We start from the raw sequence: 17263 nt of genomic DNA, 5'->3' as shown, positions 1-17263 counted from the left end.
GGAAGGGTTAACGCTTGAACGGTTGCTGCTGAGCCAATTCAATCGGCGCATCGGTCTTGTTCGACCACAGGCTCTGGGCATATCCCGTGGTCACGACGCCCAGACCAAACAAAATAACCAAAATCCATAGTAAATCCGGTTTACGTTGCATCGATTGCCCCCCTTCAAGCACCTCGTACACGATGACAACAACGTTCCAAAGTAGTCCGTTGCAGCTGCGTCAAGCTTTAAAAGGCGGCATTCTGCGGTAACGTGAACCAACACGCAAACCTTGACGCCAACCGACTGTCGGTTTGTCATGGAATTGCCTGACAACTTGCCCAATGCCTTTTTCAGGAGCCTAAAAATGGCCTATTGGCTGATGAAATCCGAGCCCGATGAACTCTCCATCAACGGCCTGGAAAAGCTCGGCAAAGCCCGCTGGGACGGGGTGCGCAACTATCAGGCGCGAAACTTCCTACGAGCCATGGCCGGGGGCGATGAGTTTTTCTTCTACCACTCCAGCTGCCCCGAGCCGGGCATTGCCGGCATCGGCAAAATCATCGAAGCGGCGTATCCGGACCCGACGGCACTGGAACCGGAAAGCCACTATTTCGACGCCAAGGCCAGCGCGGAAAAAAATCCGTGGAGCGCCATCAACGTCGCTCACGTGAAAACCTTTCCCAAAGTACTGAGCCTCGGCTACCTGAAACAGCAAGCGGCTCTTGCCGAACTGCCATTGGTGCAAAAAGGCAGCCGCCTTTCAGTGATGGCCGTCACGCCTGAGCAATGGGCCGCCGTGATCAATCTGCTTTAACTGACCGGCATCAAGTCCTCGCCAGGGCACACCGGTCACACTAGGACGTTAATGCCGCAGGATGCAGCCATGTCTACGAACCACACTCTGTCGCGCCTGTTTGCCATTGCCCTGATAGCCCTGCTGATCGGTGCCGGTGGCTTCGGTTACTGGCGCTCCACCCAGGACCGCTTGCCCGCCGGCTTGAGCATGGGCAACGGTCGCCTGGAATCCACCGAAGTGCAGATCGCCGCGAAGATCCCCGGACGCCTGGCCGAAGTGCGGGTGGATGAAGGCGACAAAGTGCTCAAAGGCCAACTCCTTGCGCGCATGGACACCCGCACCCTTGAAGCCCAACGCACCCAGGCCGAAGCCGAGGTACTGCGCGCCAAGGAAAACTTCGCGGCCGCCGAGGCCAACGTGCAATTGCGCCAAAGCGAGCAACTGCTGGCCAACCAGGAACTCAAGCGTACCCAGGAACTGTACAAGCGGGGCTTCGCCAGCAGCCAGTTGATCGACCAGCAGCAGGCGCGCCAAAACACCGGCAATGCTGCCGTGATTGCCGCACAAGCCCAGGTCAACTCGGTGAAGGCCGCCATCGGCGCCGCCGAGGCCCAAGTCGCCCAGCTCACCAGCGAGATTGACGACAGCAGCCTGCGCGCGCCCATCGACGGGATTATTCAACTCCGCCTGGCCGAACCTGGCGAAGTGCTTGGCGCAGGTGGACGCGTGTTGTTGCTGATCGATCCGAATGATCAGTACATGAACCTGTACCTGCCCGCCTCCGTCACCGGGCGCCTGACCGTCGGCAGTGACGCACGCATCGTGCTCGACGCCCTTCCTCAGCAACCGCTGCCGGCAACCATCAGCTTTGTTGCCGCCAAATCCCAGTTCACCCCCAAAGAGGTGGAAACCCGTGACGAACGCCAGAAGCTGGTGTTTCGCGTCAAATTGCGCCTGACCCAACCCAGTGCCGTGCCCCAAGCCAAACCAGGCATGCCCGGTGCCGGCTATGTGCGCACCGCTGACATCGCCTGGCCGGCCAATCTGCAATGACCGGCCTGGCGCTGCATGCCACGGGGATCAACCACCGCTACGGCAAGCAACCGGCACTGGTCAATATCGCCTTCAGCCTGCCCGCCGGCACCCGCTGCGGGTTGATCGGCCCGGACGGCGCCGGCAAGTCGAGCCTGCTGGGGTTGATCGCCGGAGTCAAGAAGCTCCAGGAAGGCCAACTGGAAGTACTCGGCGGCTCCATCGAAGACCGACGCCACCGTAACAGCCTGTACCCGCGCATCGCCTTCATGCCCCAGGGCCTGGGCGGCAACCTGTACCCAGAACTGTCCATCAACGAAAACATCCGCTTCTTCGCCACGCTGTTCGGCCTGTCGCAAGCCGATTGCGAACAGCGCATGCACAACCTGCTGCTGGCCACCGACCTCGCACGCTTCGCCGAGCGCCCCGCCGGTAAACTCTCCGGCGGCATGAAGCAAAAGCTCGGCCTGTGTTGCGCGCTGATCCATGACCCGGACGTGTTGATCCTCGACGAACCCACGACGGGCGTCGACCCACTGTCACGCCGGCGCTTCTGGGAACTGGTTGAAACCGTACGTAGCCAACGCCCACAGCTGACACTGCTGGTGGCCACGGCCTACATGGAGGAAGCCGAGCAGTTCGAACACTGCCTGATGCTTGATCGCGGCAAGCTGATTGCGGATGGCCTGAGCCGCGAGCTGGCCGCCGCCACGCCCAGCGGCAAACTGGACGATGCGTTCACTCACTTCCAGGGTGACAGCGCCGGCGACAACCAGCCCCTGGTGATTCCATCGCGTGCAGGCGACAACGCCGCCATCGCCATCGAAGCCCACGACCTGACCCTGCGCTTCGGCGACTTCACTGCCGTCGATAAAGTCAGTTTCGCCATCGGGCGTGGCGAGATTTTCGGCTTCCTAGGCTCCAACGGCTGCGGCAAGACCACCACCATGAAAGTGCTCACCGGGCTGATGCCGGCCACCGAAGGCAGCGCGACGCTGCTGGGCAACCCGGTGAACGCCAAGGACCTGGCGACCCGCAAGCGCGTGGGGTTCATGTCGCAAAGCTTCTCGCTGTACGGCGAACTCAGCGTGCGGCAAAACCTGGTGCTTCATGCGCAATTGTTCGACTTGCCCAAGGCCGACAGCGGCCCACGCATTGATGAACTGATCCAGCGCTTCGACCTGGGGGAGGTGGCCGAGCAACCTTCCGGCGAATTACCCCTCGGCCTGCGCCAGCGTTTGTCGCTGGCCGTGGCGGTGCTGCATCGCCCTGAAGTGCTGATCCTCGATGAACCGACCTCGGGCGTCGACCCGGCCGCCCGGGATGACTTCTGGCGGCTGCTGATCGAGCTGTCCCGGGGGCAGGGCGTGACGATCTTCCTGTCCACCCACTTCATGAACGAAGCCCAGCGCTGCGACCGTATTTCCCTGATGCACGCGGGTAAAGTGCTGGCCTGTGACACACCGCAGGCACTGCAACAGCAGTTCCACGGCGACACCCTCGAAGCGGCCTTCGTCACCTGCCTGGAGCAGGCCCAAGGTGGGCCGGAACCCACCGCGCCCAGCGCCACCGTCAGCGAAGCCGGCGCGCCGCCCGTCAGCAAGCGCGGTTTCAGCCTGGCCCGGCTGTTGGCCGTGGCCAGCCGCGAAGGCAAGGAGTTGCTGCGCGACAAAGTGCGCATGGCCTTCGCCCTGCTCGGGGCGATGTTCATGATGGTGATCTTCGGCTACGGCATTTCCCTGGACGTGGAAAACCTCGCCTTCGCCGTCTATGACCAGGATCAGAGCCCACAAAGCCGCGCCTACCTGGAAGCCTTTCGCAGCTCGCGCTACTTCGCCGAACAAGCGCCGATTCACGACGCCAACGAACTGCACCAGCGCCTGCAACGCTCGCAAATCAAACTGGCCCTGGAGATCCCACCCGGTTTTGGCCGCGACCTCTATGCCGGGCGCCAGCCCACGGTGGCCGCCTGGCTCGACGGCGGCATGCCGTTTCGTGCGGAAACCAGCCGCAACTATGTAGAGGCGGTGCACTTGGGCAATCTCCAACAGTTGGCCGAACTGAGCAGCCTGCCCCGTGGCAACCAGGCCGCGGCCAAGCTGGAAACGCGCTTTCGCTACAACCAGGACGTGGTCAGCGTCAATGCCATCGGTCCAGGGGTGATGGCACTGATTCTGGCGTTTATCCCGGCCATGCTCACGGCCTTGGGCATTGTGCGCGAAAAAGAATTGGGCTCGATCACCAACTTCTATGCCACGCCCCTGACGCGCCTGGAGTTCCTGCTGGGCAAGCAGGCACCGTACCTGGCCGTCAGCCTGGTCAACCTGGCGCTGCTGGTGGCGATGAACCGTTGGTTGTTCGGCGTGCCCTTCAAGGGCAGCGGTGTGGCCCTGGCATTCGGCGGTCTATTGTATGTGCTGGCCACCACCAGCATGGGTCTACTGATTTCTGCATTCACCCGCACCCAGATCGCGGCGATCCTCGGCACCATGATTATCACCAGCCTGCCGACCATCCAGTTTTCCGGGCTGATCGTGCCGCGTTCGTCCCTGGAAGGCGCGGCCGCGTTGATGGGCACGCTGTTCCCGGCGGGACACTTCCTGGACATCGCCGTAGGCACCTTCACCAAGGCCCTGGACCTGCGCCAGTTGTGGCCGCAATGCCTGGCGCTGTTCGGGTTTTTCGTCGGGTTCACCGGGTTGAGCCTGATCATGCTCAAGAAGCAGGAGGCCTGATGCACAGGTTCGCGCATATCCTGCGCCTGGGGATCAAGGAACTGACCAGCCTGCGCCACGACAGCGTGCTGCTGTTGTTTCTGTTCTACGCCTTCACGGTGGCCATCTACATGCCCGCCGCCGGTTCGGTGATCGGTGTGCATAACGCCAGCGTGGCCATTGTCGATGAGGACCACAGCGCGCTCTCGCGGCAGATGGCCGAAGCGTTGCAGCCGCCCGAGTTTCAGCCGCCTGTGCCGTTGGCCTACGATCAGTTGGACAAGGTCATGGATAGCGGCGCGTACACCTTTGTGATCAATGTGCCGGCCAACTTCCAGTCGGACCTGTTGGCGGGTCGCCAACCGGACATCCAAGTGAACGTCGACGCCACGGCGATGAGCCAGGCATTCATGGGCGCAGGCTATATCGGCAGGATTTTCCAGCGTGAATTGCAGCGCTACAGCGACCAGGCCAATGCCGCCAGCAAGGCACCGGCGCAGTTGACCACGCGCGCATTATTCAACACCAACCTGGAAGGTGGCTGGTTCCTGGCGGTGATCCAGATCGTCAACAACATCACCATCCTCGCCATCGTATTGACCGGCACCGCGCTGCTACGTGAGCGCGAACACGGCACCCTCGACCATTTACTGGTGCTGCCACTGACCGCTCTGGAAATCATGCTGGCGAAAATCTGGAGCAACATGCTGGTGGTGGTGCTGTGTACCTGGCTGTCCGTGGAATGGGTGGTCAAGGGCCTGCTCGGCGTGCCGCTGGCCGGTTCCCTGAGCCTGTTCCTGCTGGTCACGGCGCTGTATCTGTTTGCCAGCACCGCCCTGGGGATTTTCCTCGCCACCCTCGCCCGCTCGACGCCTCAGTTCGGCTTGCTGGCGATCCCGGTGATCATCCCGATGCTGCTGCTCTCCGGTGGCAGCACGCCGCTGGACAGCATGCCCGAATGGTTGCAGTGGGTGATGCAGGGCTCGCCGTCGACGCACTTTGTGAGCCTCAGTGCAGCGATCCTGTTCAGGGATGCCGGCGTGAGCGTGGTGTGGCCGGACCTGTTGGCGCTGGCGGGAATCGGGCTGGTGTTCTTTGCGGTGGCGTTGGCCAGGTTTCGTAAAAGCCTGGCTTCCTGAAGCACCTGTACCGCCGTCATCGGGGGCAAGCCCCCTCCCACACCCGATCAAATGTGGGAGGGGGCTTGCTCCCGATAGTCGCGCAGCGACTTACTGGATGATCAGGTTGTTGAACAACAGGTCTTCCACCATCGGCTTACCGGTTTCGTCGTTCATGACTTGCTGGGTCTGCTTCAAGGCTTCCTGGCGCAGTTTCTCTTTGCCTTCGACCGTGCTCATGGCCTCGTTGGTCTGCTGGGTGAACAGCGCCACCAATTGGTTACGAATCAATGCATCGTTGGCTTTGACCGCAGCAGCGGCTTCAGGCCCGGTCACACGCAGCGCGATGTCGGCCTTGTACACCTTGAGTTTCGCCGTACCGTCCAGGCCGTAGTTGCCCACGAACGGCGGCGTCAGGCTGATATAGCTGACCTTCGGCGCCTCGCCTTCTTTGGCTTCTTCGGCCTGGGCCGCCATCGGCAAGGTCAGGGCCAACATCAACAGAATCCACGCTTTCACAGTTCAATCCTCACATTCGGTTGCCCGGTAGCATAACGCTAGCAAGGCTGAGCACAAGCTTATGGCGGCTTATCAGGCCCGGGCATGCTCGTTGACCCACCGGCGTACCCTCCTACACTTATCGGCCACGACGCCAAAAGGAATAGTCCGATGAAAGCTGTGCTGTGCAAAGCCTTCGGCCCCGCCGAAACCCTGGTGCTGGAAGAGATCGAGAGCCCGGCGCTCAAGAAGAACGAAGTCCTGCTGGACGTGCACGCTGCCGGGGTGAACTTTCCGGACACCTTGATCATCGAGGGCAAATACCAGTTCAAGCCGCCCTTCCCATTCTCGCCGGGTGGCGAAGCGGCAGGCGTCATCAGTGCGGTCGGTGAAAACGTCAGCCACTTGAAAGTCGGTGACCGGGTCATGGCGCTGACGGGCTGGGGCAGCTTTGCCGAGCAGGTCGCTGTGCCGGGCTATAACGTGCTGCCGATTCCACCGAGTATGGATTTCAACACCGCCGCCGCATTCAGTATGACCTACGGCACCTCGATGCACGCCCTGAAACAACGCGCCCACCTGCAACCCGGTGAAACCCTGCTGGTGCTCGGTGCCTCCGGTGGCGTGGGCCTGGCGGCCGTGGAGATCGGCAAGGCCATGGGCGCCCGCGTGATCGCCGCCGCCAGCAGCGCCGATAAACTGGCCGTGGCCAAGGCCGCCGGCGCCGATGAGCTGATCAACTACAGCGAGGCGAGCCTCAAGGAAGAAATCAAACGCCTGACCAACGGTAACGGCGTCGATGTGATTTACGACCCGGTGGGCGGCGATCTGTTTGATCAGGCCATTCGCTCGATTGCCTGGAACGGCCGCCTGCTGGTGGTGGGTTTTGCCAGTGGGCGCATTCCCGAACTGCCGGTGAACCTGGCCCTGCTCAAGGGCGCGGCCGTGGTCGGGGTGTTCTGGGGCTCGTTCGCCCAGCGCCAGCCACAGGACAATGCGGCGAACTTCCAGCAATTGTTCACCTGGTATGGCGAGGGCAAGTTGAAGCCGTTGGTGTCGCAGGTGTACCCACTTGAGCAGGCAGCTCAGGCGATCAATGATCTAGGGCAGCGCAAGGCAGTGGGCAAAGTGGTCGTCCAAACCCGCTAATCAACTTGAAATGCGGGCAAATGTGGGAGGGGCTTGCTTCCGATAGCAGGGTGTCAGTCACTGTATTTATTGACTGACCCACCGTTATCGGGGGCAAGCCCCCTCCCACATTCTGATCTGCATTATTTCTAAGAAGCAGATTACGACCCACGCTTGTCTATTTGCGACATGTTCGTAAGAGAACATGCAATCGCTCCGTTTTCCTGTGTTTGCAGATCAGAGGCGATGCTATTTTCGGTAACGAAACTGTAACATTCGCATCCGCAGTCAAAACAAGAAATTTGGAGCTCTTGAATGTTTGCTTTCTTTCGTCCTGCCGCACACCAGGCACCCCTGCCTGAAGAAAAAATAGACAGTACCTACCGACGGCTGCGCTGGCAGATCTTCGCCGGTATTTTCTTCGGTTACGCCGGGTACTACCTGCTGCGTAAAAACTTCTCGCTGGCCATGCCCTACCTGATCGACGAGGGTTACACCCGTGGCGAACTGGGCCTGGCGATGTCGGCGATCGCGATTGCCTACGGTCTGTCCAAGTTCCTGATGGGCCTGGTGTCCGACCGCTCCAACCCCCGCTACTTCCTGACCTTCGGCCTGCTGGTCTCAGCGGGGGTGATGTTCATTTTCGGTTTCGCACCTTGGGCAACGTCCAGCGTGACCATGATGTTCATCTTGTTGTTCATCAACGGCTGGGCCCAGGGCATGGGCTGGCCACCCAGTGGGCGGACCATGGTGCACTGGTGGTCGCAGAAAGAACGCGGCGGCGTGGTGTCGGTATGGAACGTGGCGCACAACGTCGGCGGCGGCCTGATCGGCCCGCTGTTCCTGCTGGGCATGGCCTGGTTCAATGACTGGCACGCGGCGTTCTACGTCCCGGCCACCGTGGCATTGCTGGTGGCGGCCTTTGCCTTCATTACCATGCGCGACACGCCGCAATCGGTGGGCCTGCCACCGATCGAGCAATACAAGAACGATTACCCGGAAGGCTACAGCGCCAGCCACGAAGAAGAGTTCAGCGCCAAGGAAATCTTCGTCAAATACGTGCTGCGCAACAAAATGCTGTGGTACATCGCCTTCGCCAACGTGTTTGTCTACCTGCTGCGCTACGGCGTATTGGACTGGGCACCGACGTACCTCAAGGAAGCCAAGCACTTCGACGTGGACAAAACCTCGTGGGCATACTTCTTCTACGAGTGGGCCGGTATTCCCGGTACGCTGCTGTGCGGCTGGATGTCGGACAAGATCTTCCGTGGCAATCGTGGCCTGACCGGCGTGGTGTTCATGGCACTGGTGACCGTGGCGACCCTGGTTTACTGGCTCAACCCAGCGGGCAATCCGACCATCGACATGATCGCGCTGTTTTCCATCGGTTTCCTGATCTACGGCCCGGTCATGCTGATCGGCCTGCAGGCGCTCGAACTGGCGCCGAAGAAAGCTGCGGGAACCGCTGCGGGTTTCACCGGGCTGTTCGGTTACCTGGGGGGCTCGGTGGCGGCGAGCGCGGCCATGGGCTACACCGTCGACCATTTCGGCTGGAACGGTGGGTTTGTGTTGTTGGTAGGCGCGTGCCTGCTGGCCATTGCGTTCCTGGTTCCTACGCTGTGGCATACCAACAGCGTCAGCGAAGCGCGATCAGCTACCGCTTGAGCAATCCTTGGTACAACGCTTGAGCCGCGCCTCCAGATTCTTATCTGGCATGGCGTGGCTACGCAGGGCGTTCACGGTCTGCTCGACATAATCGCGAGTGGTGCCGTAACGCCCGCAAGCGCTTTGCAGCACATGATTGAGTACGATATCCGGCAAGTTTCCGGCATAGCTGGGCAAATGCCGCTCCAACACAAACCCCAGCGCCTGCACCTGATTGCCATCTTCCAGGCGGCAACTGAGCCAGTGCGGCCGGTACGAGGGGTAAGGCATTTCGCGCTGCCATAAGGCGTACAACGACGCTTCCAATTGGTCTTCCGGCAAACGGTAGGCAAACCCGCTGCAGGAACCCCCGCGATCCAGACCAAACACCAACCCCGGCAATTCCGGCGTGCCACGGTGCTCGTGAGACCACAGGTACAGGCCGCGGTGATAACCGTGGACCCGCGCCCGCACTCGCTCGGTCGACGAACATTCAGGACGCCAGATCAGCGAACCATAAGCAAATAGCCAGACCGGCCCTCCCTTATGCCGAGCCATAGTGGCCTGCATGGAGCTCATCAATTGTTCGTGAGTCAGTTGCGGCCCCAGATCGAGCCGCGGAGGGTAAGCCAATTGCAAAAGATCGGTTTCAATGGCGGTCATGGCGAAAAACAGTGCGCCCCCTGTGTATTACCAGTTGTAAGCAACTTTACCGTAATAAAACGCGCCGCTGTAACCGTACGGCGAAAAAGTGCTGTAGGCGAGATTGCCGCCGCTGCTGGCGTACGCGTTGACCTTCTCCGGGTATTTGTCGGTGATGTTGTCGCCGCCCAGGGTGAAGGTCCAGTTCTTCAACTTGTAGTCCGCCGAAAGGTCGAGCACCCAGGCGGCCTTGAAGGTCTGGTCGTTGACCTTGTCCGCCTGGTAACTGGTGAACTCGCCATAGCGCACCAGGTTGCTGTGCAGTGCCCAGTTGCCATAGGTGAAATCGTTACCCAGGCTCAACTTGTGCTGCGGTGTGGTATCGCCGAGCAAACCGATGCGCTCACGACGATCGACCCGCACCAGGTTGGCTCCCAGGCTGTCCAGGATCGCCGGGTTGGCTTTCACATCAGTAACCTGGGTGTGGTTGTAGTTGTAGCCGACGGTGCTGTTCCAACGGATGCCGTTATCGAACAGGTAGCGATAGTTGGCCACCAGGTCGACGCCGTCGGTGCTGGTGTCAGTGGCATTGGTGAAGTAACGGGCGCTGGTGTAGTTGATGTTACCGACACCGTTGGCTTGCAGGTACGCGATGGTCGCCGGGTTCAGGTTGAGGTTGGAGGACAGACTGATGCGGTCGCGGATATCGATGCGGTAGACGTCGAGCGTCACGGTCAGGTCATCGGTCGGCTCCAGCACCAGGCCGAGACTGTAGTTGCGCGATTTCTCGGGCTTCAGGTCTTCAGCACCGAGCAAGCGGGCGACTTGACTGCTGGCCGGAAAGGTGCCGGCCTCCTGGACAGTGCTGCCGATCAGTTGCGACGAGGTGTAGGCAAAGTTCTGTTGGGCCAGGGACGGCGCGCGGAAACCGTTGGAAACGCTGCCGCGCAAGGCCACTTGCGGGGTGAAGTCATAGCGGGCCGACAGCGAACCGCTGACGTTGGAGCCGAAATCGCTGTAATCCTCATGCCGCACGGCGGCCGAGGCGCTGAGTTTTTCGGTGAAATTGGTTTCCAGGTCCAGGTATTGCGCCCAGTTATGACGAGAGGTGCTGCCGGCGTCGGCATCGCGGAACCCACCTAAGCCCGAACTGCCGGTCTGATAGTAGGACGCCGGCTCGCCCGCTTCGATTTGATAACCCTGGCGCAGGTATTCGCCACCCAAGGCCACCGAGACAGGATAGGGCAAGAACCCCACGTCGAACTCACGCGACAGGTCCAGGCTGACTTGGCGCTGGTCATTGCTCAGGGTGCCATTGTTGAATTTGCGCGGCGTGGCCAAGCCAAGGGAGGTGTTGATGGTTTCGGTCCCCAACTCGTACTGGTTCTTGCCGTAGTTGGCCGACAAGTCGTAATGCCAGTCGTAGGCCAGCAAGCCGCGCAAGCCCACGACCAGTGAGGTGTCTTCCAGGTTGCCTTTGATCAACGGCAGGTAGCCATTAGGGTTGAGCGCCGCAATGTTGTTGGACGCATTGCTCGCCCGGTAAAACGCAGCCGTCTCGCCGCGCCGCTTGCTGTAGCCGCCAAAGCTATAGAGTTCGGCCGCATCGCTGAACGCATATTCGCCGTTGAACTGGAACTTGCCTTCATCCGTGGCCGGTTCGCCCTGGCGGAACACTCGTTGGCCATAGGTCGTGGAGCCTACGCTGGCGGGGCGAAAATCGTTGCCGGCGCGGTTGGTGTAATCGTTGTCGGCCCCTTCGCCCGAGAGATTGATAAAGCCGTTATCGCCCAGCGCCAGCCCGGTGTTGCCGCTGAGGTTGCGCTGGATGCCATCACCTTTTTTGTATTGGCCGAACTTGCTGGAGATCGAGCCGCCGTGGTCGGCGTGCTTGAGGATTACGTTGATCACCCCGGCAATCGCATCCGAGCCGTAACGGGCGGACGCGCCATCGCGCAGCACTTCGATATGGTCTACCGCCGACAGCGGGATCGCATTCAAATCCGCCGGCGCAGAACCACGCCCCACGGCACCGCCGAGATTGACGAAAGCGCTGGTATGCCGCCGTTTTCCGTTGACCAGCACTAGGACTTGATCCGGCGACAGGCCGCGTAACTGTGCCGGGCGCACCAGTTCGGCACCGTCCACCAGGCTCGGACGGGGGAAGTTGATCGATGGAATCAACCGTGCGAGTACCGCGCCCAACTCATCGGAGCCGGTGCTGCGCAGGGCTTCACCGGAAATCACATCGACAGGCGACAGCGATGCGCTGGCGGTGCGCTCTTGGGCGCGGGTGCCGGTGACGATCACGGTATCGAGTTTTGGTGCCTCAGCGGCGGCTTCGGCCGCGTGGACTGGATTAAATCCCACAGCGGTCAGCAAATTGGCCGACAAAAGTGCTGTGTACAACCTGTACGTCTTGTAGCTCCCCATACCGCTCCCCTTGGAATCTACTCGGAACTTCAATGCTCTGAGTTCTGACGATCGATCCGGCTGGCGGGCGGTGGCGGTCATTTATTGGTTATTGGCAGAAAGTCGGTAGTCCGTTGCTTATAGCTTAATAAGATATTTCTTACTTAAAAAATACCGAAATTGCATAAGCATAGGCGACCTGATTGTCAGCTCAGGTTCAGGCCACGCAGGACGCCAACCGTCAAACTGTAGGCGTTCAGCGACCCACCCTAGCCGCCCCTTCAAACGACTACCGAGGTCGAATCATGAAATATCTTATTACCGGTCTGCTGCTATTGGCGCCGGCTGCCACAACGCTGGCCAGCGAAGACGAAAAAGGTTTCTGGTACGCACAGACCAGCCTGTACACCCGGCATTTTTCACCGGATCCACAGCACAATAACCATCAGGATCTGATCAACCTGGAGCGTAACGAAGCGTCAGGGCGGGTGTATGGCGCAGCGACGTTTCGTAACTCGTTCAGTCAGCGCTCTTACTATGTCTACGCCGGCAAGCGCTACGATATTGCTCAATCACCGCTCTACGTGAAGGTGACAGCGGGCGCACTTCAGGGTTATCGCGGCCAATACCGCGATAAAATACCGCTCAACCGATTCGGCGTGGCCCCGGCGATCATCCCCTCAGTGGGCGTGCATGTCGGCCCGGTGGCCAGTGAGTTCGTGCTGCTGGGTTTCAATGCCGCAATGCTCACGGCCGGCGCGCGTTTTTAAGGGCGAGGTGCGTAGGCAAATACGTCGGCACGCATCTGGTGTGCATCCATGCCGGCCTCGACCAGCGCATCCAAAGTGCCATAGATCATGGCCGGAGAGCCGCTGGCGTAGACGTGGACGGCCTTGAGGTCGGCAATGTCTTCACACACGGCTTCATGCAACAACCCGCAACGCCCTTCCCAGCCGCACAGATCGCTGACCACTTTGTGCAGGAACAGGTTGGGCAGTTGCTGCCACTGTGGCCAGTGTTCGATTTCGTAGAAGTCTTCGGGTCGGCGCACGCCCCAATAGAGATGTACCGGGTGCTTGAAGCCAGAGGCGCGGCAATGCTCGATCAGGCTGTGCATCTGCGCCATGCCGGTACCGGCGGCGATCAACACCAGCGGCCCGTCGGGCAATTCGGCCAGGTGAGTGTCACCAAATGGCAGTTCGACGCGAGCCATCTGGTTACGCTGCAACTGGTCCAGCAGGTTGCGGGCGCTGTCTTCGCGCGCCAGTACATGCAGCTCCAGATCGCGCCCGGCGTGGGGCGCTGAAGCCAGGGAGAATGCCGATTTCTCGCCGTTCTCCCGCTCGATCATCAGGTACTGGCCGGCGTGGTAACGCACCGCCTTACCGGCCGGCGCACGCAGGCGTACACGCCATACATCGCCGCCCACCTCCACGCACTCGCTCAGCTGGCACGACAATTTGCGCAACGGCAACTCTCCCGGCGCCAGCACGCCATCCCACAACACAATGCAATCTTCCAGCGGTTCTGCGATGCACGTGTAGAACTCACCGTGATCACGCACCTCACCGGCCTGCCGCACGCGGCCCTCCACCAACAGCGCCGCACACACATGGCACACGCCATTGCGACAGGCCTGAGGGCACTCATAGCCGAGGCGGCGCGCGCCTTCGAGGATTCGCTCGCCAGGGACCAGCTCCAGCACGGCGCCGGAAGGTTGCAGGGTTACACGCATCAATCTATTCCCAATTCTTTCCAGATCGCATCGACACGGGCAGTGACGGCCTCATCCTTGACGATTACTCGGCCCCACTCGCGGCTGGTCTCACCCGGCCATTTGTGGGTGGCATCCAGCCCCATCTTCGAACCCAGGCCCGATACCGGCGAGGCGAAGTCGAGATAGTCGATCGGCGTGTTGTCGATCATCACCGTGTCGCGCTTGGGGTCCATGCGCGTGGTGATGGCCCAGATCACGTCGTTCCAATCGCGGGCATTGATGTCGTCGTCGGTGACGATAACGAACTTGGTGTACATGAACTGTCGTAAAAACGACCATACACCCAGCATTACCCGCTTGGCATGCCCTGGGTATGACTTCTTCATGGTCACAACGGCCATGCGGTACGAACAGCCTTCCGGCGGCAGGTAGAAGTCGGTGATCTCCGGGAATTGCTTTTGCAGGATCGGGACAAACACTTCGTTCAATGCCACGCCGAGAATGGCCGGCTCATCCGGCGGACGGCCGGTGTAGGTGCTGTGGTAGATCGGCTTGATCCGGTGAGTGATGCGCTCCACGGTGAACACCGGGAAGCTGTCGACTTCATTGTAATAACCGGTGTGGTCGCCGTAGGGGCCTTCATCGGCCATCTCGCCTGGATGAATCACGCCTTCAAGGATGATTTCCGCGGTGGCTGGTACTTGCAGGTCATTGCCACGGCACTTCACCAGTTCGGTACGGTTACCGCGCAGCAGGCCGGCGAACGCATATTCGGACAAGCTGTCAGGCACCGGGGTCACGGCGCCCAGGATGGTGGCCGGGTCAGCGCCGAGGGCCACGGAAACAGGGAACGGTTTACCCGGGTGTTTTTCGCACCATTCACGGTAATCCAGGGCGCCGCCACGATGGCTCAGCCAGCGCATGATGACCTTGTTACGGCCGATCACTTGCTGACGGTAGATGCCGAGGTTCTGACGTTCCTTGTTCGGGCCTTTGGTGACGGTCAGGCCCCAGGTGATCAGGGGGCCGACATCGCCGGGCCAGCAGGTCTGCACCGGGAGCATGGCCAGGTCGACGTCGTCGCCTTCGATGACCACTTCCTGGCAGACCGCGTCCTTGACCACTTTGGGGGCCATGGCGATGATCTTGCGGAAGATCGGCAGCTTCGACCAGGCATCCTTCAAGCCCTTCGGCGGCTCGGGCTCCTTGAGGAAGGCCAGCAGCTTGCCGATCTCGCGCAACTCGCTGACCGACTCGGCACCCATGCCAAAGGCCACGCGCTCGGGCGTGCCGAACAGGTTGCCGAGCACCGGGATATCAAACCCGGTCGGGTTCTCGAACAGCAGCGCCGGGCCCTTGTTACGCAAGGTGCGGTCGCAAATCTCAGTCATTTCCAGCACCGGCGAAATCGGCATCTGGATACGTTTCAACTCTCCGCGCTGCTCAAGTTGCTGCACGAAATCCCGAAGATCCTTGAATTTCATTAACCATGCCACCCGTAAAATAGGCGTACATCCTACCTGCTCTGAGGGCGGCTGGCAGCTTATTGCACGCCATTATCCGTCACGGCAGAAGCGTGCGACGCGTTGAACAAGGGTTCGAGGAACGCCTCGACAAACCGCGCGCCCACATCCGAGAGGTGATTGTCGTCGGTGTACAAGGAATGTCCCTCAAGTTCGACGCCGCACCATCCCCCGGCGTCGCACAGCCTGGAGGCCGGGTCCAGCAACATGACACCGGAGTCCGCCTTGGCAAGCTGCTCGAACACATCATAGATATAGGCTTGACGCTGGAGGTGATCCGCGACGGGCATGCCTTCTCTATCCGTCGGTCGCCCCAGCATTGCCAGGCGACTCAGACGATAAGGCGCGCTGAAGGGCAGCAGCGGCACCTCTTTGACCAACCACACGCGATGGCCGCCGGCGCGCAGCCGCTGGACTTGTGCACGCACAGCAGCGGCAAAAAGCTGCTCGGCGACAGCACGGTCATACTTGCCGGTCGCCGGGTCGTGAATCGAGGCGCCGGTATCACCGGAGTGTTCGCCATAAACATAGAGGCTCCAGCGCGCGGCCAGAACCACGTCGCTGAACGTCCCCTGCTCCAGCACTTCGGCGACGCGCTGATTGAACGCCTGGCATCCCGGTGTGCTTTCCTTGCGGTAGAACGGCGTACAACCTGAATACCCGGCCTGGGTAATGCTCAAGCCGTACCTGCTTGCGCCATCCTTGAGTGCGGGAATCAAGGCCGAAGCATGACTGTCGCCCCAAACCAGAACACGGCTGGTGGAGTCCGGGCCAAAATGACATAGCTCTCGATGATCGTTTTTCTTGTCATCCGACAGGCAATTCATCAGTTTAGGGCTCCAGACCCGCGCCTGGGCGAACTGCAACGCCTGCGGCGATAGCCGCCAAGGCGCGCCGTCCGTCCAGGTCATGCTTTTGCCGACAAGCCCCAGGCCGACCAACCCGATAACCGCCGCAACCAGAATTGAGCGCCGCCCCGCCAACAGCCGCTTCTCACGAAACGGCGCCTCGACGAAACGCCAGGACATGTAACCCAAGACCATGCTCAAACCCAGCAATCCGCCAAGTTCCCATGCCGCCAGGCCGTCAAGGCTGGCGTATTTGCCATAGACCAGCACGGGCCAGTGCCACAGGTACCACGAGTAGGAAATCAGCCCTATACCCACCATCACCCGGCTGCCCAGCAATTGCCCGACCAGTGTGACTTGCTGGCCGTTGGCCCAGATCAGCCCGACCACGCCCAATACCGGCAACAGCGCGGCAGCCCCCGGAAAATCAGTGGTGGCGTCATAACCGAACACCGCCACCAGGATCAGGGCCAGGCTGGCAAGACTGATACCTTGAGCCAATATTGGGCTTGCTCGATATGCCCGCAGCGGCATCACCGCCAGCAGGGATCCGGCCAGCAGCTCCCAGGCCCGCATGGGCAGCAGGTAAAAAGCTTTTTCTGGATAACGGGGCAGTGTCCAGACACAGGCGGCAAAGGACGCCAGCGCCAGGACCAACAAAGCCATGCGCCAGCGCTTTACCTGACTCGAGAGCAGCGTCAGTAACAGCGGAAAAACAATGTAGAACTGTTCTTCAACCGACAGCGACCACGTATGCAGCATGGGCTTCATATCGGACGCTACATCGAAGTAGCCATCCTGGCGCATGAAAAACAGGTTTGAGATGAAAATTACCTGGTTGTGAATCGAACGCCCCAGTTCCTCGTAGTCCTTGGGCGCCAGCAGGAACCAGCCCACAACCACTGCCGTCAGCATCATCACGCACAGCGCCGGCAGGATACGTCGGGCGCGCCGGGCCCAAAAATCCACAAAGCTGAAACGCCCGGCTTCACGCTCGCGCCAAATGATCGTAGTGATCAGATAACCGGAAATCACAAAGAAAACATCAACGCCGACAAAGCCGCCAGTGAAGCCCGGCACGCCGAAATGAAACAGCACGACCGCAAGCACTGCGATGGCACGTAACCCGTCAATGTCTCGTCGATAAGCAAGGGTGGTCATAAATCAGTGAGCCAGTCAGGTAAAAAGTACAAAGATTAACAATGAAAG

Annotated in this window: 14 protein-coding genes; 7 read left to right on the top strand and 7 right to left on the bottom strand. The window is 60.5% G+C overall.

What is annotated here, in order from left to right; all coding sequences use genetic code 11:
• Positions 1 to 7: 7 nt before the first annotated feature.
• Positions 8 to 151, bottom strand: a complete 144-nt coding sequence (locus JBE38_RS11915) for a hypothetical protein (RefSeq protein ID WP_090368070.1) — start codon at positions 149 to 151, stop codon at positions 8 to 10.
• A gap of 195 nt (positions 152 to 346) precedes the next feature.
• Here JBE38_RS11915 and JBE38_RS11910 point away from each other — a divergent pair, with 195 nt between their 5' ends.
• The 4 genes from JBE38_RS11910 (at position 347) to JBE38_RS11895 (ending at position 5663) form a co-directional block, all read left to right on the top strand.
• The gene (locus JBE38_RS11910; RefSeq protein ID WP_205344358.1) at positions 347 to 796 is read left to right on the top strand and encodes an EVE domain-containing protein; all 450 of its coding nucleotides are present in this window, start codon (positions 347 to 349) and stop codon (positions 794 to 796) included.
• 69 nt (positions 797 to 865) lie between these two features.
• Complete coding sequence (locus JBE38_RS11905; RefSeq protein WP_205344357.1) at positions 866 to 1831, top strand: HlyD family secretion protein; 966 nt, start codon at positions 866 to 868, stop codon at positions 1829 to 1831.
• The gene (gene rbbA, locus JBE38_RS11900; RefSeq protein WP_205344356.1) at positions 1828 to 4545 is read left to right on the top strand and encodes a ribosome-associated ATPase/putative transporter RbbA; all 2718 of its coding nucleotides are present in this window, start codon (positions 1828 to 1830) and stop codon (positions 4543 to 4545) included. The genes JBE38_RS11905 and rbbA overlap by 4 nt, the downstream gene beginning before the upstream one ends.
• On the top strand, positions 4545 to 5663 hold the full coding sequence (locus JBE38_RS11895; protein ID WP_205344355.1) for an ABC transporter permease: 1119 nt from the start codon (positions 4545 to 4547) through the stop codon (positions 5661 to 5663). Before rbbA ends, JBE38_RS11895 begins: the two co-directional genes overlap by 1 nt.
• A gap of 90 nt (positions 5664 to 5753) precedes the next feature.
• On the opposite strand, the gene JBE38_RS11890 is transcribed toward JBE38_RS11895, so the two are convergent.
• On the bottom strand, positions 5754 to 6161 hold the full coding sequence (locus JBE38_RS11890) for a flagellar basal body-associated protein FliL (protein ID WP_060753572.1): 408 nt from the start codon (positions 6159 to 6161) through the stop codon (positions 5754 to 5756).
• Between the two features lie 150 nt (positions 6162 to 6311).
• Here JBE38_RS11890 and JBE38_RS11885 point away from each other — a divergent pair, with 150 nt between their 5' ends.
• The gene (locus JBE38_RS11885; protein WP_090368058.1) at positions 6312 to 7289 is read left to right on the top strand and encodes an NADPH:quinone oxidoreductase family protein; all 978 of its coding nucleotides are present in this window, start codon (positions 6312 to 6314) and stop codon (positions 7287 to 7289) included.
• A gap of 294 nt (positions 7290 to 7583) precedes the next feature.
• Positions 7584 to 8933, top strand: coding sequence for a glycerol-3-phosphate transporter (gene glpT / locus JBE38_RS11880; protein WP_060753574.1), 1350 nt, complete (start codon positions 7584 to 7586; stop codon positions 8931 to 8933).
• On the opposite strand, the gene JBE38_RS11875 is transcribed toward glpT, so the two are convergent.
• Complete coding sequence (locus tag JBE38_RS11875) at positions 8919 to 9575, bottom strand: gamma-glutamylcyclotransferase (protein WP_060753575.1); 657 nt, start codon at positions 9573 to 9575, stop codon at positions 8919 to 8921. The two genes, glpT and JBE38_RS11875, sit on opposite strands and share 15 nt — an antisense overlap.
• A 27-nt stretch (positions 9576 to 9602) precedes the next feature.
• Entirely contained in the window at positions 9603 to 11987 is a 2385-nt protein-coding gene (locus JBE38_RS11870) for a TonB-dependent receptor plug domain-containing protein (RefSeq protein WP_205344354.1), read from the bottom strand.
• Between the two features lie 284 nt (positions 11988 to 12271).
• On the opposite strand from JBE38_RS11870, the gene JBE38_RS11865 reads away from it, so the two are divergent.
• Entirely contained in the window at positions 12272 to 12736 is a 465-nt protein-coding gene (locus tag JBE38_RS11865) for a hypothetical protein (RefSeq protein WP_060753577.1), read from the top strand.
• Here JBE38_RS11865 and JBE38_RS11860 read toward each other — a convergent pair.
• Genes JBE38_RS11860 through JBE38_RS11850 form a run of 3 tightly spaced genes read right to left on the bottom strand, consistent with a single transcriptional unit; the run spans position 12733 to position 17215 of the window.
• The gene (locus JBE38_RS11860) at positions 12733 to 13701 is read right to left on the bottom strand and encodes a CDP-6-deoxy-delta-3,4-glucoseen reductase (protein ID WP_060753578.1); all 969 of its coding nucleotides are present in this window, start codon (positions 13699 to 13701) and stop codon (positions 12733 to 12735) included. The genes JBE38_RS11865 and JBE38_RS11860 overlap by 4 nt on opposite strands.
• Positions 13701 to 15167, bottom strand: a complete 1467-nt coding sequence (ubiD, locus tag JBE38_RS11855) for a 4-hydroxy-3-polyprenylbenzoate decarboxylase (protein WP_060753579.1) — start codon at positions 15165 to 15167, stop codon at positions 13701 to 13703. The genes JBE38_RS11860 and ubiD overlap by 1 nt, the downstream gene beginning before the upstream one ends.
• A 59-nt stretch (positions 15168 to 15226) precedes the next feature.
• The gene (locus tag JBE38_RS11850) at positions 15227 to 17215 is read right to left on the bottom strand and encodes an acyltransferase family protein (RefSeq protein ID WP_090368052.1); all 1989 of its coding nucleotides are present in this window, start codon (positions 17213 to 17215) and stop codon (positions 15227 to 15229) included.
• Positions 17216 to 17263: the final 48 nt, after the last annotated feature.

Origin of the sequence: Pseudomonas sp. ICBG1301 (assembly GCF_016918385.1) — a bacterium.
Classification (GTDB): Bacteria; Pseudomonadota; Gammaproteobacteria; order Pseudomonadales; family Pseudomonadaceae; genus Aquipseudomonas; species Aquipseudomonas palleroniana.
Note: the sequence above shows the minus strand (reverse complement) of the source record. Positions and strands in the feature narration are given on the sequence as shown.

Coding starts and splice junctions, on each gene's coding strand:
- JBE38_RS11895 (WP_205344355.1), top strand. CDS start 4,545: ATGCACAGGTTCGCGCATATCCTGCGCCTGGGGATCAAGGAACTGACC.
- JBE38_RS11870 (WP_205344354.1), bottom strand. CDS start 11,987: ATGGGGAGCTACAAGACGTACAGGTTGTACACAGCACTTTTGTCGGCC.
- rbbA (WP_205344356.1), top strand. CDS start 1,828: ATGACCGGCCTGGCGCTGCATGCCACGGGGATCAACCACCGCTACGGC.
- JBE38_RS11915 (WP_090368070.1), bottom strand. CDS start 151: ATGCAACGTAAACCGGATTTACTATGGATTTTGGTTATTTTGTTTGGT.
- ubiD (WP_060753579.1), bottom strand. CDS start 15,167: ATGAAATTCAAGGATCTTCGGGATTTCGTGCAGCAACTTGAGCAGCGC.
- JBE38_RS11860 (WP_060753578.1), bottom strand. CDS start 13,701: ATGCGTGTAACCCTGCAACCTTCCGGCGCCGTGCTGGAGCTGGTCCCT.
- JBE38_RS11885 (WP_090368058.1), top strand. CDS start 6,312: ATGAAAGCTGTGCTGTGCAAAGCCTTCGGCCCCGCCGAAACCCTGGTG.
- JBE38_RS11875 (WP_060753575.1), bottom strand. CDS start 9,575: ATGACCGCCATTGAAACCGATCTTTTGCAATTGGCTTACCCTCCGCGG.
- glpT (WP_060753574.1), top strand. CDS start 7,584: ATGTTTGCTTTCTTTCGTCCTGCCGCACACCAGGCACCCCTGCCTGAA.
- JBE38_RS11865 (WP_060753577.1), top strand. CDS start 12,272: ATGAAATATCTTATTACCGGTCTGCTGCTATTGGCGCCGGCTGCCACA.
- JBE38_RS11850 (WP_090368052.1), bottom strand. CDS start 17,215: ATGACCACCCTTGCTTATCGACGAGACATTGACGGGTTACGTGCCATC.
- JBE38_RS11905 (WP_205344357.1), top strand. CDS start 866: ATGTCTACGAACCACACTCTGTCGCGCCTGTTTGCCATTGCCCTGATA.
- JBE38_RS11910 (WP_205344358.1), top strand. CDS start 347: ATGGCCTATTGGCTGATGAAATCCGAGCCCGATGAACTCTCCATCAAC.